This window comes from Parviterribacter kavangonensis (assembly GCF_056863335.1).
The window spans coordinates 1,798,416-1,813,127 of the sequence record NZ_JBXPJA010000001.1 but is presented as its reverse complement, the minus strand read 5'-3'; the positions used below and the strand labels follow the sequence as shown (position 1 = coordinate 1,813,127).

Annotated in this window: 17 protein-coding genes; 10 read left to right on the top strand and 7 right to left on the bottom strand. The window is 73.5% G+C overall.

Annotated features, from left to right (window positions below; genetic code table 11):
- Window positions 1-191 precede the first annotated feature (191 nt).
- Window positions 192-1,952 (top strand): sensor histidine kinase, encoded by a 1,761-nt coding sequence (locus AC1UE4_RS09285; protein WP_482916939.1) that lies wholly within the window; start codon window positions 192-194, stop codon window positions 1,950-1,952.
- A 24-nt stretch (window positions 1,953-1,976) separates the two neighbouring features.
- On the opposite strand, the gene AC1UE4_RS09280 is transcribed toward AC1UE4_RS09285, so the two are convergent.
- Complete coding sequence (locus AC1UE4_RS09280; RefSeq protein ID WP_482916938.1) at window positions 1,977-3,239, bottom strand: esterase/lipase family protein; 1,263 nt, start codon at window positions 3,237-3,239, stop codon at window positions 1,977-1,979.
- An 11-nt stretch (window positions 3,240-3,250) separates the two neighbouring features.
- On the bottom strand, window positions 3,251-3,772 hold the full coding sequence (locus tag AC1UE4_RS09275; protein ID WP_482916937.1) for an AAA family ATPase: 522 nt from the start codon (window positions 3,770-3,772) through the stop codon (window positions 3,251-3,253).
- 47 nt (window positions 3,773-3,819) lie between these two features.
- Here AC1UE4_RS09275 and AC1UE4_RS09270 point away from each other — a divergent pair, with 47 nt between their 5' ends.
- Window positions 3,820-4,194, top strand: a complete 375-nt coding sequence (locus AC1UE4_RS09270; RefSeq protein ID WP_482916936.1) for a PPOX class F420-dependent oxidoreductase — start codon at window positions 3,820-3,822, stop codon at window positions 4,192-4,194.
- 4 nt (window positions 4,195-4,198) lie between these two features.
- Entirely contained in the window at window positions 4,199-5,083 is an 885-nt protein-coding gene (locus tag AC1UE4_RS09265) for an MBL fold metallo-hydrolase (protein WP_482916935.1), read from the top strand.
- Here the strand turns inward: AC1UE4_RS09265 and AC1UE4_RS09260 are convergent.
- Both AC1UE4_RS09260 and ligD read right to left on the bottom strand, forming a co-directional pair.
- Window positions 5,065-5,919 carry a GNAT family N-acetyltransferase gene (locus AC1UE4_RS09260; protein WP_482916934.1) on the bottom strand — a complete coding sequence of 285 codons (855 nt, stop codon included), beginning with the start codon at window positions 5,917-5,919 and terminating at the stop codon, window positions 5,065-5,067. The genes AC1UE4_RS09265 and AC1UE4_RS09260 overlap by 19 nt on opposite strands.
- On the bottom strand, window positions 5,916-6,797 hold the full coding sequence (ligD, locus tag AC1UE4_RS09255) for a non-homologous end-joining DNA ligase (protein ID WP_482916933.1): 882 nt from the start codon (window positions 6,795-6,797) through the stop codon (window positions 5,916-5,918). Before ligD ends, AC1UE4_RS09260 begins: the two co-directional genes overlap by 4 nt.
- An 89-nt stretch (window positions 6,798-6,886) precedes the next feature.
- Here ligD and AC1UE4_RS09250 point away from each other — a divergent pair, with 89 nt between their 5' ends.
- A complete protein-coding gene (locus tag AC1UE4_RS09250; RefSeq protein ID WP_482916932.1) occupies window positions 6,887-7,468 on the top strand; it encodes an exopolysaccharide biosynthesis protein in 582 nt (193 codons plus the stop codon).
- A 15-nt stretch (window positions 7,469-7,483) separates the two neighbouring features.
- Here the strand turns inward: AC1UE4_RS09250 and AC1UE4_RS09245 are convergent, their stop codons facing one another.
- Window positions 7,484-8,083, bottom strand: coding sequence for a tetratricopeptide repeat protein (locus tag AC1UE4_RS09245; protein ID WP_482916931.1), 600 nt, complete (start codon window positions 8,081-8,083; stop codon window positions 7,484-7,486).
- A 101-nt stretch (window positions 8,084-8,184) separates the two neighbouring features.
- Here AC1UE4_RS09245 and AC1UE4_RS09240 point away from each other — a divergent pair, with 101 nt between their 5' ends.
- The 3 genes from AC1UE4_RS09240 to AC1UE4_RS09230 all read left to right on the top strand — a co-directional run bounded on the left by AC1UE4_RS09240 (window position 8,185) and on the right by AC1UE4_RS09230 (window position 11,068).
- Window positions 8,185-8,901 carry a CocE/NonD family hydrolase gene (locus AC1UE4_RS09240; protein WP_482916930.1) on the top strand — a complete coding sequence of 239 codons (717 nt, stop codon included), beginning with the start codon at window positions 8,185-8,187 and terminating at the stop codon, window positions 8,899-8,901.
- A 6-nt stretch (window positions 8,902-8,907) separates the two neighbouring features.
- Complete coding sequence (locus tag AC1UE4_RS09235) at window positions 8,908-10,071, top strand: CocE/NonD family hydrolase (RefSeq protein WP_482916929.1); 1,164 nt, start codon at window positions 8,908-8,910, stop codon at window positions 10,069-10,071.
- A 61-nt stretch (window positions 10,072-10,132) separates the two neighbouring features.
- Window positions 10,133-11,068 (top strand): DUF808 domain-containing protein, encoded by a 936-nt coding sequence (locus AC1UE4_RS09230; protein ID WP_482916928.1) that lies wholly within the window; start codon window positions 10,133-10,135, stop codon window positions 11,066-11,068.
- Here the strand turns inward: AC1UE4_RS09230 and AC1UE4_RS09225 are convergent.
- Window positions 11,031-11,588, bottom strand: a complete 558-nt coding sequence (locus AC1UE4_RS09225) for a ribonuclease HI family protein (RefSeq protein ID WP_482916927.1) — start codon at window positions 11,586-11,588, stop codon at window positions 11,031-11,033. The two genes, AC1UE4_RS09230 and AC1UE4_RS09225, sit on opposite strands and share 38 nt — an antisense overlap.
- Before the next feature lie 87 nt (window positions 11,589-11,675).
- Here AC1UE4_RS09225 and AC1UE4_RS09220 point away from each other — a divergent pair, with 87 nt between their 5' ends.
- Together AC1UE4_RS09220 and AC1UE4_RS09215 are read left to right on the top strand one after the other, a co-directional pair.
- Window positions 11,676-12,413: a nucleotidyltransferase domain-containing protein gene (locus AC1UE4_RS09220; protein WP_482916926.1), complete on the top strand. Its 738-nt coding sequence runs from the start codon at window positions 11,676-11,678 to the stop codon at window positions 12,411-12,413.
- On the top strand, window positions 12,398-13,435 hold the full coding sequence (locus AC1UE4_RS09215) for a zinc-dependent alcohol dehydrogenase family protein (RefSeq protein ID WP_482916925.1): 1,038 nt from the start codon (window positions 12,398-12,400) through the stop codon (window positions 13,433-13,435). Before AC1UE4_RS09220 ends, AC1UE4_RS09215 begins: the two co-directional genes overlap by 16 nt.
- Before the next feature lie 18 nt (window positions 13,436-13,453).
- Here the strand turns inward: AC1UE4_RS09215 and AC1UE4_RS09210 are convergent, their stop codons facing one another.
- The gene (locus tag AC1UE4_RS09210) at window positions 13,454-13,630 is read right to left on the bottom strand and encodes a hypothetical protein (protein WP_482916924.1); all 177 of its coding nucleotides are present in this window, start codon (window positions 13,628-13,630) and stop codon (window positions 13,454-13,456) included.
- 139 nt (window positions 13,631-13,769) lie between these two features.
- On the opposite strand from AC1UE4_RS09210, the gene AC1UE4_RS09205 reads away from it, so the two are divergent.
- Window positions 13,770-14,711 (top strand): EamA family transporter, encoded by a 942-nt coding sequence (locus AC1UE4_RS09205; RefSeq protein WP_482916923.1) that lies wholly within the window; start codon window positions 13,770-13,772, stop codon window positions 14,709-14,711.
- Window position 14,712: the final 1 nt, after the last annotated feature.

The window sequence follows — 14,712 nt, the reverse complement described above, 5'->3', positions numbered from 1 at the left end:
CGCCTACGGTCAGCAGAAATGGCGCCTAAGCAGCACCTTCTCTCACCGCTCAGCCCGTTCAACCCGTAAGGTCGTCAGGGCGGGCCGGGGCCGGAGACCTCCCGGGCTGCCTCCCGGCGATGGCCATCAGCGACGCCCGACAGCTCCTTGGCACGTCCGGCGCACCCGTGCCGGATGCGGTGCGCTCGCGTTTGGCCGCTGCCGGAGTGCTCGTCTGCGGCGCCGCCGTCCTCATCGCCGGGGCCGGAGCCTCGAGCGACGCGGCGTTCGGCCGCGCGTTCCTGCAGTTCCTGATCGTCGGCCTGCCGATCGCCGCCGGCCTCTACGCGCTGCGCGCTCCGGTCAACCGCGGCTTCGGCCTGGCGCTGCTGACGATCGGGTTCGCGTGGTCGCTGACGTCGCTCGGGGAATCCACGCTCAGCGTGCCCTACACGGTCGGGCGCCTCGCGACGTGGCTCGTGTTCCCGTGCGCGTTCTACCTGCTGATGACGTTCCCGGACGGGCGGCTCGGCTCGACGCTCGACCGCGTGCTCTTCGGCGTGATGGTCTTCACCGCGGTCGTCCTCTTCTACGGGACCGCGCCCCTGGTCGAGGCGTATCCGGCCAAGACGCTGTGGGCGACGTGTACGACCGACTGCCCGTCCAACGCGCTGTTCGTGCTCGACGCACAGCCGGCGTTCATGTCGACCGTCGTGCTCGTGCGCGAGTACCTCGTCGAGCTGATCTGGGCCGGGACGTTCGTGTCCATGAACCTGCGCTGGCGCCGGGCGTCGCCGATGCAGCGCCGCACGCTCGCGCCCGTGTTCGGCGCCGCGATCCCGTTCGGCCTCAGCCACATCGCGTTCCACACCGCGCGGCAGCTGGGCGCTCCGATCGACACCGTCGTGCTGCTGTCGTCGGTGTGGACGGCGTGCATCGTCGCGCTCTGCTGCGCGTTCCTCATCGGGCTCGTCCGGTACCGGATGGAGCTCGCGGGCGCGCTGACGCGGCTCGGCGCGGCGCTGCGGCGCGACGACGATCCCGCGCGCGTGCGCGACGCGCTCGCGACGGCGCTGAGCGACTCGACGATGCAGCTCCTGTTCCGCGACCGGCTGACGGGGACCTGGCGCGACGCCGCCGGGGGCGAGGAGGCCAGCTGGCCGCGCGCACCCGAGCCGGGACGGGCGGCGACGGAGGTCGACGGCGACGACGGGCAGCCGGACGTCGTCCTCCTGCACGACGTCGCGCTGCTCGACGACCCCGAGCTGCTCGACGGCGTCAGCGGGGTCGTGCTCGCCGGCTGGCGCCACGAGCGGCTGCTGTCGGATCTCGCGCGTGCCATGGGAGAGCTGGAGGAGTCACGCCGCCGCATCGCGGAGGCCGCCGACCTCGAGCGTGCGCGGATCGAGCGCGACCTGCACGACGGCGCCCAGCAGCGCCTCATCGCCCTCCGGATCCGCCTCGGCCTTGCGGAGGACCTGCTCGAGATGGACCCGACGGCGGGCATGCGCGAGGTCCACGACCTCGGCTTCGAGGCCGAGCGGGCGCTCGAGGAGCTGCGCTCGCTCGCCCACGGCGTCTACCCGTCGATGCTCACCGACCGCGGGATCGAGGACGCGCTGCGGTCCGTCGCCCGGCAGGCGCCGATGCGGGTCGTCGTCGACGCGAACGGCGTGACGCGCCACCCGATCGAGCTCGAGAGCGCGGTCTACTTCACGTGCGCGGAGGCGCTGCAGAACGCCGTCAAGCACGCGGCGGACGCGAGCGTCGTCTGGATCCGGCTGAGCGAGACCTCGTCGTCGCTGCGCTTCGAGGTCTGCGACGACGGCGCCGGCTTCGCGTCCGGGACCGCCGATGGCCGCGGGCTGCGGAACATGCGCGACCGCATCGAGGCGATCGGCGGCACCGTCGCCGTCGAGAGCGCGCCGGGTCACGGGACCTGCGTCAGCGGCGCCGTCACGCTGCCCGGTTGAGCTGACGAAGACGACCGCGCTTTCTCACCCCGAGCGCCGCGCCCCCGGCGTGCAGGTGCGGTACCGCCGCGTCACGGTGACGCGGCGGCCGTTCCTCGTCGTGCCGCGGATGCGCAGCACGTAGGTGCCCTTCGGGCGGCCGCGGAGGTCGACGGTCACGCGCGGCCGTCCGCCGCGACGGTGGATCCCGAGGCGCTTGCCGGCGAGCGTCACGACGAGCTTGCGCAGCCGCGGGACGTGCACGGCGAAGCGGCGCTTCGACGCGCACGGCGGCGCGGTCTTCGTCGCGCAGCCGGCGGCGCTCGTGTAGCAGGCGAGCGGCGGCTCGCGGTCGACGGTCTTCGCCTGGTAGCCCTCGAAGGACGCCACGGCGGCGGCCGCGCTCGCCGGCCCGGTGACGGGGTCGACCCCCTCGTGGAAGACCTGCGCGCAGACGTCGATCGGTATGCGCTTCGGGTCGGCAGGCCCTTCGTGCTCGAGCTCGTCGATCGCGAGCGCGTACGCAACCGGGTCGACCGTACCGATCATGAGGTGCTCGGACTTCGCGGTCGGGCAGACGTCCTGGATCGCGACGTTCGTGCGGCGTCCTTCGCCGGTGCGCAGCGACGAGGAGCCGGTCTCCGCGTCGTCGTTCGGCTTCACCGTCTCGTCGAGGCGGGTGTAGATGCTCGTGTACGAGATCCCGGCCCACGTCTCCGCGTACGAGTTCAGCGCCTTCATGAACGCCGACTGGTCGCTCTGCTGCGTGCTCGCCGCCGAGCAGCCGCCCTGCGCGCAGTCGCGCGCCTCGGTCGTGCCGTGGTTCGAGGGCGCGAAGCCGACGAGGTCGTCGACCATCGCCCGCGTGTCCGGCCAGAACCTGAGCGCCCACCGCGGCACCATCCCGCCCTGCGAGTGCCCGAGGATCGCGATCTTCCGCCCCGCCCGCGCGTACATCGTCCGGATCGCGTAGACCACGAACTCGCCGCTGCGCTGCACGTCCTGCGTCGCCTGCTCCGGCAGGTCGATGTGGCACCACGGGATGCCCCGCTTCGTCAGCGCCGGCTCGTACGTCCAGCTCCAGTTGTCCTTCGCCGTCGCCCCGGTCCCCTGCACCAGCAGCACCGGAGCCCGCTGCGCACCCTCGAGCCTCTGCTCCGAGCACCCGAGCGCCTTCTCCAGCTCCGCCTTCGGAACGCTCAATGCCGGCCCCGGCCGGTCCGGAGGAGCGAACTCCGAGTCAGCCGCACGCGCAGGCGCAGCACCGATCAACACGAACGCCACGACGGCGACGAAGCTCCGGAACATGGAGCGCGAAGCTACCTGCGCCGCTCGTCTTCCGCGCCACCAGCCGCCAGCCGCCGGATCTGCCCGACGACGCGCTCGACGGTGCTCTCAGCGGTATCGACGACGAGGTCGACGGGCAGCGTGGGCATCGAGGTCGCGAGCTCGGCCGCGGTTGCGAGCAGGCGGGGGAGACCGACCCAGTCGGAGGGCTCCCGCTCGCCGATCCGCCCGCGAAGCACGTCGGCCGGCGCGGTGAGGAGCACGACGACCACGTCGCTGGTCGGCAGCGCCTCGCGAAGTCGTTGCAGGTACCCGGCATCGACGACGGTCGCGGTCACGAGCAACAAGGGGTAGCCGCGCTTCTCGAACGACGCGGCGACGTGCTCGAGGTGCTCGAACGCCACGTCGTCATCCGGCCACGGGTGCACGAGCGCCAGCGCCTCGACCTCCACCGCCGCGAACCGCACGTCCTCGGCCTCGAGCTCGCCCATGAGCGCGGTCAACGCCGTCGTCTTGCCCGCTCCCGGCGGGCCGGTGATCACCAGCGCGCGCATCGGGGTGCAGTGTGGCCGGTCCCGATAACTCGCCTAATCTCGGCGGCGTGGTGTTCACGGAGGCCGAGGTGGAGTACCTGGCGGGTGGGCGGCAGCTCGGGCGGATCGCGACGGTCGGAGCGGACGGGACGCCGCATGTGGTGCCGGTGGCGTGGATGTACAACGCCGTGCGCGAGACGATCGACATCGGCGGCAGCGACCTCGAGCGGACGAAGAAGTTCCGCGACGTCGCGCGGACCGGTCGTGTCGCGATCGTCATCGATGACCTCGCCAGCGAGGACCCGTGGCTTCCGCGCGGCATCGAGGTCCGCGGGCGCGGCGAGGCGATCGCGATGCCCACGCCGCTCATCCGCATCCATCCGGAGCGGATCGTCACCTGGGGGATCGACGCTCAGCCGAGCGCGCGAACCGTGAGAGGCTGAACGAGTGGCGGACGCGGCGGATCTGCAGGCGGCGGTGGAGCTCGAGCGCGTTCCGCTCGGGCTTCCGCAGGGGCTGGAGATCGTGTGGCTGGGGGTCTCGGGCTACCGGATGACGTGCGAAGGCGTGTCGCTGTTCATCGATCCGTACGTCTCGCGCGTTCCGCTGCGGTCGATGCTGCTGCGGCGCACCGCGCTGCCGGACCCGCAGCTCATCGAGCGGTACGCGCACGCGCCGGGGCCCGTGGCGGGGATCCTGGTGGGGCACACGCACTTCGATCACGTGGTCGACGCCCCCGCGCTCGCCAAGCGCTACGGGACGACGGCGTACGGGTCGGCGTCGCTCGTGCATCTGATGGAGCTGCACGGGCTGCGGGACCGTGCGGTGGAGGTGACGCCGCATCGCAGGTACGAGCTCGGGCCGTTCGTCGTGAGCTTCGTGCCGAGCCGGCACTCGAAGCTGCTGCTCGGCCGCAAGGTGCCGATGGACGGGCCGCTCACTTGCGAGCACCTCGACGGGCTCGCGCCGGGCGCGTACAAGTGCGGCGCCGTCTACGGCATCCGCATCGAGGTGGCGGGGATCAGCCTCTACCACCAGGGCAGCGCGGACCTCGACGACGCGGAGCTGCGGCACGCGCCCGTCGACGTCTTCCTCGCCGGCGTCGCGGGCCGGCAGGTCACGCCGCGGTACTGGGAGCGGGTGCTGCCGAAGCTCGACCCGCGCGTCCTCGTGCCGACGCACTACGACAACTTCTTCTCGCCGCTCGGGCGCGCGCAGGACCTCATCCGCAAGGTCCGGCTCGCCGACGTGCCGGACGAGGTCCGCACCGTTGCGAAGGACGTCGAGGTGGCCACGCTGCCGCGCGTCGACGCTCAGTCGTCCGAGCTGTAGACCATCCACTCGCGCTCGACGTCCATGCCGACCGAGCGGTAGAGCCCGAGCGCTGCGTCGTTGCGCGCCTCGACCCCGAGCGTCAGGTCCGAAGCGCCCGCCCGCTGGAGGTCGGCGAACGCCTCCAGCAGCAGCGCCCGCCCGAGGCCGCGGCCACGTTCGGGGATGGCCACGGCGAGCGTCGAGATGTAGCCGCGCCCGTTGTCGAGCACCCGGCCGGCGATCCACCCGACCGGCCGGCCGTCGCGGCGGGCGAGGAAGAGCGACCCACACGAGCGCTCCTTCTCGCGCCACGCATCGAGGTCGCGCACGGTGTGGCCGGGGACGTCGCCCCACGCGGCATCGACGTAGACGAGCCGGTGCACCGCCTCGTCGTCGTCGCCCAGCGAGTACGGAGCGACGTCGACGCCGTCCGGGAAGGCCGCCGGCGGAACCGGTCCGGCGGCGGAGGGGCGCGCGAGCGTGAACGACGACGCGATGTGCCGCAGGCCGTGGCGCGCGAACGCCGCACGGCGGGCCGCGTCGACGGCCGCGACCATGAGATCGACGTCGTCGCGCTGCGCCAGCAGCCACGGCATCAGCTCATCGGTCCACGCGGCAGTGCCATCCGGGTCGGCGAGGAACACCGCCTCGAGCTGCCCGGGCGAGGCGAACCCGCGGACGACGCCGGAGTCGTCGACCACCACGACGCCCGGCACGAGGCCGCCCTCGCTGTCGACCCACTCGCCGACCTCGGCCGCGCTGACGTCGGGCGAGCCGAACCACGCGGTCTCCTCGGCCACGCCGATCGCCAGCACCACGTCGCGGTCGCCCTCGGCGGCGGGCCGCAGCGTCACGACGGCTCCTCCCGCACGACGTCGTGCGCCGCCTTGTCGAACCGCAGCCCCAGGAACGACGGGTGCCGCAGACGGCCGTCCCCGGTCCACTCCATGAAGGCGATCTGCGCGACCAGCTCCGGCTCCACCCACGTCGCGGCGCGCGGGATGCCCTTCTCGGGCTCGAACGGCGACGTCTCCCGCACGAGCGGGCCCAGACGAGACGACAGCTCCCGCAGCGTCTCGCGCGTGAACCCCGTTCCCACCTTGCCGGCGTACCGCAGCTGGTCGCCGTCGAAGTGCCCGACGAGCAGCGCGCCGAGGTCGGTCCGCGACCCGCGCGGCGCGGTGAAGCCGCCGATCACGAGCTCCTGCGCCTTCGTGCACTTCAGCTTCAGCCAGTCGCGTGAGCGCGTGGAGACGTACGGCGTGCCGACCCGCTTGGCGATCAGGCCCTCCCAGCCGTCGCGGCACGCGTCGGCCAGCAGGGACTCGCCGTCGCCGGTCATCTGCGACGTCATCCGCAGCGGATCGCGCCAGCGCAGGACGCCCTCGAGCACCGACCGCCGCTCCTCCAGCGGCAGCGATCGCACGTCGCGCCCGTCCGCGAAGAGGACGTCGAAGACGTAGAGGAACAGCTCGCTGCCCTCGCCGCCGCCGAACCGGTCGCGCCCGCCGACGAACGAGACCGCCTCGCCGTCGAGCACGAAGCCGTCCGCGGGGTCCTCGTCCAGCGCGGCGGCCAGCGATGGGTAGCGGTCGTTGAGCGACAGCTCGTTGCGCGACCACAGCCGCGTTCGCCCGCCGTCCTTGACGGCCAGGCAGCGGATGCCGTCGAGCTTGCGCTCGAATACCCAGTCCGGCCCGGACGGGCGGTCGGCGGTCAGCACCGCCTTCATCGGTGTCACGAAACCCGGTCGCGCGGTCATGGGGAAACGCGGATCGGAGCGCCGCGGGCGGGCAGCGTACCGGTACGGTCCGCGAAGCGATGGTCGCCGCCGAGCTCGAGGCATGGCTGTCCAGCGACGGCGACAAGACGCTCGGCGGGCTCGTCGACGTCTTCGGCAAGCGCGCGTTCGCGATCGTCTTCGTGATGCTGCTCGGCCTGCCGGCGCTGCCGCTGCCGACCGGCGGCGCGACGCACGTCTTCGAGGTGATCGCCGTGCTGCTGGCACTGCAGCTCATCGCCGGCCGCGACGAGATCTGGCTGCCGCAGCGCTGGCGGGGGCGGGAGCTGGCGACCGAAGGCCGGTTCATCCGGACGCTGCTGCGGACGATCCGCTTCCTCGAGCGCTGGTCACGCCCGCGGCTGAGGTTCCTCTTCGGCCACCGGCTGACGAACGTGGTGTTCGGGCTGCTCGTCGCGGGCGGCTCGATCGCCGCGTTCCTCGCGCCGCCGTTCACGGGCCTCGACACGCTGCCGGCACTCGGCGTGGTCCTGCTCTCGCTCGGGGTCCTGCTCGAGGACGTCGTCGTTGCGATCGTGGGGATCGTGGTCGGAGCAGCGGGGGTGCTGCTCGCGATCCTCCTCGGCGGCGCCGCGCTGCGCGCGATCGGCGACGTCCTCTAGCCGGTCCTGCGACCTCTACGTCAGGCGGATGGCGCGCGGGCCGTGCTGGTGCAGCGCGTCGCGGATCCGCACGAGGTCCGGCTCACCGGGGCGCAGCTGCAGCGCCTTGGCCAGCACCGCGTGCGCAGCCGGCTCGTCGTCGAGCTCGATCAGCGTGATCGCGAGCATCTCGGCGACCCCGTGCCGGGCGGGGTCGCGGCGCATCAGCTCCTCCAGCAGCGGCCGCGTCTCGGTCAGCTTGCCCCACGTGAAGCCGAAGCGGGCGCCCAGGTCGAGCACGCCGAGCGCGACCGGCTCGGCCAGCTCGTGCGCCGCGGCGGACAGCTCCAAGTACAGCGCGTAGGCGTCCTCGTACGCCTCGACGTCGAACAGCAGACGACCGGCGATGACGCGAACCCCGTGGTCGGCGGGGGCCAGCTCGCAGGCTCGACGCGCGAGATCGGCCGCCTCGCCCGGGCGCTCGAACCGGATGACCTGGGCGAGGATCACGAGCGCCCACGGATCCGACGGCGAGCGGCGCACGGCATCGCGCATCACCGCTTCGGCCAGCGCGTGGTCGCCGCCGCGCTGGGCGCGATGTGCCTCCGCGATCGCCTCGTCGACCAGCTGCCCCATACGACGAAACGCATTTAAGCATTTGTCGTAGGTTCGCGGCGGTGACCGTCGGTGGCCCGAGCGCGCCGCGAGTTCCGCCCGGGTGCGTCGTTGGTGCCCGTGTGTCCCGTTCGCTCCGTTCGCTGACCGGCTCCCTGCTGGTCCTGCTCGCCTCCGCCGCCACCGCCCACGCCGCTCCCGTCAAGCTGGCCGACGTCACGATCCCCGCGACCGACGGGGTGAACCTCTCGGGCGACGTCTTCCTGCCGGAGGACGGCAAGGGCCGCTATCCGGCGGTGATCGACATGGAGCCGTACGGGCGCTCGTCGTCGACGGCCTACGTCGCCGACGGCTACGCGCGCGTCGACACCGACGTGCGCGGCAGCGGGAAGAGCGGGGGCGCGCTGTGCCTGCTCTGCACGCGCGAGCAGCAGGACGTCTACGACGTCGTCGAGTGGGTCGCGAAGCAGCCGTGGAGCAACGGGCGCGTCGCGCTGTACGGGTACTCGTACTCGGCGATCACGGCGCTGCTCGGCGCGGCGCTGCGGCCGCCGCACCTGGAGGCGGTCGTCGTGGGCCACCCGCCGACCGATCCGTACCGCGACGTGCTGTGGCACAACGGGCTGTACGACCAGGGCTTCGTCGGCCAGTGGTTCGCCGGCCAGACGGCCGCGCAGTCGATCGGCGCCGGACCGCAGCCGCAGGCGCTCGACCGCGCCCAGCAGCAGTTCGCGATCGAGACGCGCCTCATCCCGCACGACGGACCGCTCTACCGGGAGCGGTCGGTGCTGGCCAAGATGGACCGCATCACCGTGCCGGTCTACGTCTTCACGGGCTGACAGGACATGTACAGCCGTGGCGACCTGTGGCTGATCGACGGGCTCGCGTCGAAGCACAAGCTGCTCGTCATGGACGCGAGCACCCACCACGGGACGGGCGACGCCGGCCAGGTCGGCGCGCCGTACGGCTCGCACACCGAGGATCCGACGGCGCTGTCGTCGCCGCCGCCCGAGGGCGAGGACCGGGCGTGGCTCGACCGCTTCATGAAGGGGATCCGCAACGGGATCGAGGACAAGCCGCGGGTGCGCTGGTTCGACCTCGGCGACCGCACATGGCATGCCGCGCCGTCGTGGCGGGCGGTGGGCTCGGGCGGCCTGCGGCGGCTCTTCCTGTCGGCGGCGAAGAGCGGGTCGGCATCGCTGTCGCCGAACGACGGCACTCTGGCGGATGCCGTTCCGACGGGGCGCGACAGCTACCAGGACGCGTACGCGTACAGCCCCACGGCGGGGGCGTCGATCCCGATGGGCAAGGAGGGGCCGGACGGGTTCCTCCCGTACGCGCCGATGGACCAGCGCCTGGACGAGCCGCAAGGCCTGACGTTCACCACGCCGCCGGTCACGGAGCCGCTGCGCCTGGCGGGGCCGAGCGAGCTGCGCTTCTGGGCGATCACCGAGGCGAGCGACATGGCGTTCGTCGGGCGGCTCATCGACGTCTCGCCGGACGGGTCGTCGACGTTCATCACGCAGGGCTGGCTGCGGGCGTCGTTCCGCGAGGTGGACGAGGCCCGCTCGCGGCCGGGCAAGCCGTACCTGCCCGACGACGAGGACACGCCGGTGACGATCGGGCTGACGACCGAGTACCGGATGGACATCTGGGACACCGGGTGGACGCTGGCTCCGGGGCACCGGCTGCGGCTGTGGCTGGGCTCGTCCGACACGCCGACCCACGAGCCGCTCCCCGTCGCGGGGCGCAACCTGATCTTCCACGACGCCGACCATCCCTCGCAGCTGCTGCTGAGCACCCGCGAGGCGTCCGATCCCGCGATCCCGGCGCCGCGGGGCGCCGATTCGGATCCGTCGCCCAAGCGGCATTCGGCGGCGAAGAAGAGGAAGCCGAAGCGGGCGGCGTGCAAGAAGAAGGCGCGCAAGCATCGCGCGAAGAGCAAGCACCGCCGGGCCTGCGCCAAGCCGAAGGCGAAGCCGCGCCACCGGGCCTCGCGGAAGGGATAGCCGCGCCGCGCACCACTCGGGGACAGACCCCGGGTGGTGCGCGCCCCGTACCCTCTCCGGCGTGAGCGCTGGCCTCGCCGCCCTCCTCGACGACGTCGCCGCGCTCGCCCGGGCCGCTGCGGCGTCCGTCGACGACGTCGCCGCGGGCGCCAGCCGCGCGAGCGTCAAGGCCGCCGGCGTGATCGTCGACGACGCGGCCGTCACGCCGCGGTACGTCAAGGGGTTCAGCCCGGACCGCGAGCTGCCGGTGATCAAGCGGATCGCCGTCGGGTCGCTGCGCAACAAGCTGCTCTTCATCCTCCCGGCCGCTCTGCTGCTGAGCGAGCTGATGGAGTGGCTCCTGACCCCGATCCTCATGATCGGCGGCGCGTACCTCTGCTACGAGGGCGCGGAGAAGCTGTGGGAGGTGCTGCAGCACCGCCGGGCGTCGCGGCGGGAGTCGTCGCACGCCGCCGAGGCGTCGGAGCCCGAGAACGAGGAGGCGCTCGTCTCGGGCGCGATCCGCACCGACTTCATCCTGTCCGCGGAGATCATGGTCATCTCGCTCAACGAGGTGACCGACGAGCCGCTGCTCTCCCGCGCGCTGATCCTCGTGCTGGTCGCCCTCGCGATCACCGCCCTGGTCTACGGCGCGGTCGCGCTGATCGTGAAGATGGACGACGCGGGCCTCGAGCTGGCGCGAACCCGCGAGGGCGGAGCGGCTTCGTTCGGCCGCGGCCTCGTCCATGCCATGCCGATCGTCATGTCGGTGCTGTCGACGGTGGGCATCGCGGCGATGCTGTGGGTCGGCGGCCACATCCTGCTCGTCGGCCTCGAGGACCTCGGCGTCTCCGGCCCGTACGACTTCGTCCACCACCGCGAGGAGGACGTCCACGAGGCGCTCGGCCCGCTCGGCGGCGTCGGCGCGTGGTTCACGAACACCGGCGCCTCCGCGATCCTCGGCCTCGCCGTCGGCGCGGTCATCGTGGCGGCGATGCACCGCCGCGGCGCTCACTGACGGCGAGCGCCTCGGCGACGAGCGCATGGGCGTCGCCGTTCGCGTCGGCCGGGACCCACGTGAAGGCGACCGTGCCGATCCTCGCCGCGGCGTCGCGGACGTCGTCGGCGAGCCGCCGCAGGCGCGGGTTGGCCGGCTCCCGGCGGCCGGTGACCTGCTCGACCACGAGGCGGGCGTCGCAGCGGGCCTCGACGCGGTCGAGGTCCAGGCGGCGCGCGTGCTCGAGGCCGGCGAGGAGCGCCCGGTACTCGGCGACGTTCGCGCCCGCGATCCCGATCGCCTCGCCGTGTGCCGCCAGCCGCGTCCCGTCGGCGCCGCTCAGGACGTAGCCGATCGCGGCCGAACCGGGGTTGCCGCGCGATCCGCCGTCGGTCGACAGCACGGCGAAGCCGGGCCGCGGCGCGCGGGGCGGCGGGCCGCTGGTCCGCTTGCCGCTCGCCTTCGCGAGCGCGCGCCGCTCGGCGTCGCTGCTCGCGTGGCCCGGGCGGCGGGGAGGTCGTCGGCGCTGGGGAGCTCCCACACGCCGAAGCTACACCCATCAGACCGCCCGTCGGCCGACCGCGCGGCGGCGCGCGACGCGTCATCGGCGCGGCGTACGATCGCGGCGGTGTTCACCGTCGCCCAGCGGGACGCTCTTCGCGATCGGGTCCTCGCGCTCGCCGCCGCCGACGACCGCGTCGTCGCCGGAGCGGCCGTCGGCTCGCTCGCGGTCGACGCCGGCGACCGGTTCTCCGACCTCGACCTGACCTTCGCGGTCGCCGACGGCGTGGCGATCGGCGACGTCCTCGAGGACTGGACGCGGACGCTGCACGACGAGGCGGGAGCGGTGCACCTCGTCGACCTCGAGCGCGCGCCGACCACCTACCGCGTCCTGCTCCTCCCGGACGCGCTGCAGCTCGACCTGTCGTTCACGCCGGCCGCCCACTTCGTCCCCGCCGGGTCGCGCTTTCGCCTGCTCTTCGGCGAGACCGCCGGCGAGGCTCGATCGCCGCAGCCGCCCGTCGCCGAGGACCTCTTCGGCTGGGGTGTCATCTACGCCCTCCACGCCCGCGCGTGCATCGAACGCGGCCGCCTCTGGCAGGCCGAGCACTACGTCGGGGCGGTCCGCGACCACGCGCTCTCGCTCGCCTGCCTTGCCCGCGGCCTGCCCGCCGTCCAGGCCCGGGGCTACGACGACCTGCCGCCCGAGGTCCTCGCGAAGCTCGACGGCTCGCGCGTCGGAGCCCTCGACCGCGAGGCCCTCACCGGCGCCCTCGCCGTCGCCACCGGGGCGTTGTTCGCCGAGGCGGAGGGGTCGGGAGCCCGCGCGGTCGATGAGGTGAGGGAGCGATGCGCGCAGCCGTGATGCATGCGTTCGCCGAGCCGCTCACCGTCGAGGAGGTGCGCGATCCGGCCGTGCCCGCCGATGGAGCGGTGATCGAGGTCCGGGCGACCGGCGTGTGCCGCAGCGACTGGCACGGCTGGATGGGGCACGACCCGGCGATCCGGTTGCCGCACGTGCCCGGCCACGAGCTCGCCGGCGTCGTCGCGGCGGTCGGTCCGGAGGTGCGCGGGGTGCAGCCGGGCGACCGCGTCACGGTCCCGTTCTGCTGCGGCTGCGGGCGGTGCGAGCCGTGTCGTCAGGGCCACACGCAGATCTGCGACGTCGACTACCAGCCGGGGTTCACCGCGTGGGGCTCGTTCGCCGAGCTCGTGGCGGTCCCCGCCGCCGACCTCAACTGCGTCCGGCTTCCCGGCGACGTCGAGTTCGCCGACGCAGCGGCGCTCGGCTGCCGCTTCATGACCGCCTTCGCGGCTGTCGCCGTGCGCGGACGCGTCGGCCCCGGCGAGTGCCTGGCGGTGCACGGCTCCGGCGGCGTGGGGCTCTCGGCGGTCATGCTCGGCAGGGCGCTCGGCGCCGAGGTCGTCGCCGTCGACGTCGACGAGCGCGCCCTGGCGCTCGCGGCCGAGCTCGGTGCGACCCACGCGATCGACGCCCGCGCCGAGGATCCGGTGCGCCGCATCCACGAGCTGACCGGCGGCGGCGCCCACGTCTCGATCGACGCTCTGGGCAGCGCCGCCACCTCCGCGAGCTCCGTCCTCTCCCTGCGCAAGCGCGGGCGCCATGTCCAGGCCGGTCTCCTGGTCGGCGCCGAGGCGGCGCCGCCGGTGCCGATGGCCAAGGTGATCTCGCGTGAGCTCGAGGTCCTCGGCGTGCACGGGATGGCCGTGCGCCACTACCCGGCCCTGTTGCGCCTGGTGGCCTCCGGAGCGGTCGAACCGGGCCGGCTCATCCGGCGCCGGATCGCGCTGGCGGACGCCGGCGAAGCGCTCGCGTCGATGACTCGCGGCGGCGGCGAGGGCATCACCGTCATCGATCGCCTGTAGCCGGAGCCGCCCGTTCGATCAGTGGTTGCGACGCTCGCGCATCGCCGCCAGGCGAACGCGCTGGGCACGCGCCGCGGTCACCGCACGTTGCGACTCACGCCGGATGGCCTCGCCCGCGACGACCGTCGCGGCGGCGCGCCGCTGCGCCGTCTGCGCGCGCGCGAGGAGGATGGACCACTTCGGGTCGCTCTGCACTACGAGGGTCCTGTCCAGGCACGCCCGAACCTGGCGCGTCGGCGTCATGATGCAACGTCCGTAAGCGACGCCCGCCACGTCGACCGGCGCCGAGGCGACGACCGCTTCCGCGCCGGACGCGGTCGTACCGTGACCGGGCATGGCTGCCGCGACGCCGCCCGGAACGCTGGATCTCAAGGCCGGGTTGCCGCTCGCGCTCGTCTCCGCGTCGACGTTCGCGCTGTCGGGCTCGCTGGCTCGCGGCCTGATCGACGCGGGCTGGAGCCCGGGCGCGGTGGTCCTCGCGCGGATCGCGATCGCCGCGCTCGTCGTCGCGCCGTTCGCGGCGCGCGCGATGCGCGGGCGCTGGGCGCTCGTACGGCGCAACGCCCGCCTCGTCGCGCTGTACGGCGCGGTGCCGGTGGCCGGCACGCAGTTCGCGTACTTCTCCGCCGTCGCGGCGATGGACGTCGGCCCGGCGTTGCTCATCGAGTACACCGCTCCGGCGGCGATCGTCGCGTGGCTCTGGCTGCGCCACGGCGAGCGTCCGCGTCCGCTCACGGTCGCCGGCGCGGGCGTGGCCGCGGTGGGGCTCGTGCTCGTGCTCGACCTCCTGTCGGGCGCCGACCTCGCGACGGACGGCGTGCTCTGGGCGCTCGCCGCCATGGTCGGCGCGGCGACGTACTTCGTCCTCTCTGCCGACACGCGCACCGGGGTGCCGCCGCTGGCGCTGGCGGGCGGCGGCCTGGCGGTCGGCGCGGTCCTGCTGGGAGTGCTCGGCGCGACGGGCCTCCTGTCGATGCGGTCGTCGACCGCCGAGCCGGTCTACGCGGGCACGTCCGTCGCCTGGTGGCTGCCGTTCATCGGCCTGGGCGTGTTCACCGCGGCGATCGCCTACACGACCGGGATCGCTGCGAGCCGGCGGCTCGGGTCCCGGCTGGCCTCGTTCATCGCGCTGCTCGAGGTCGTCGCCGCGGTGCTCTTCGCCTGGTTGCTGCTCGACCAGCTTCCGGGGATCGAGCAGCTCATCGGCGGCGTGCTGATCGTCGCCGGCGTCGTGGTCGTCAAGCTTGGCGAGGGACCGCGTCGCAACGTGGTCTGAC

What these genes read in the sequence shown, in the direction of transcription:
- AC1UE4_RS09205 (WP_482916923.1), top strand. Translation starts at nt 13,770, where the DNA reads ATGGCTGCCGCGACGCCGCCCGGAACGCTGGATCTCAAGGCCGGGTTG.
- AC1UE4_RS09275 (WP_482916937.1), bottom strand. Translation starts at nt 3,772, where the DNA reads ATGCGCGCGCTGGTGATCACCGGCCCGCCGGGAGCGGGCAAGACGACG.
- AC1UE4_RS09250 (WP_482916932.1), top strand. Translation starts at nt 6,887, where the DNA reads ATGGTCGCCGCCGAGCTCGAGGCATGGCTGTCCAGCGACGGCGACAAG.
- ligD (WP_482916933.1), bottom strand. Translation starts at nt 6,797, where the DNA reads ATGAAGGCGGTGCTGACCGCCGACCGCCCGTCCGGGCCGGACTGGGTA.
- AC1UE4_RS09280 (WP_482916938.1), bottom strand. Translation starts at nt 3,239, where the DNA reads ATGTTCCGGAGCTTCGTCGCCGTCGTGGCGTTCGTGTTGATCGGTGCT.
- AC1UE4_RS09215 (WP_482916925.1), top strand. Translation starts at nt 12,398, where the DNA reads ATGCGCGCAGCCGTGATGCATGCGTTCGCCGAGCCGCTCACCGTCGAG.
- AC1UE4_RS09235 (WP_482916929.1), top strand. Translation starts at nt 8,908, where the DNA reads ATGTACAGCCGTGGCGACCTGTGGCTGATCGACGGGCTCGCGTCGAAG.
- AC1UE4_RS09245 (WP_482916931.1), bottom strand. Translation starts at nt 8,083, where the DNA reads ATGGGGCAGCTGGTCGACGAGGCGATCGCGGAGGCACATCGCGCCCAG.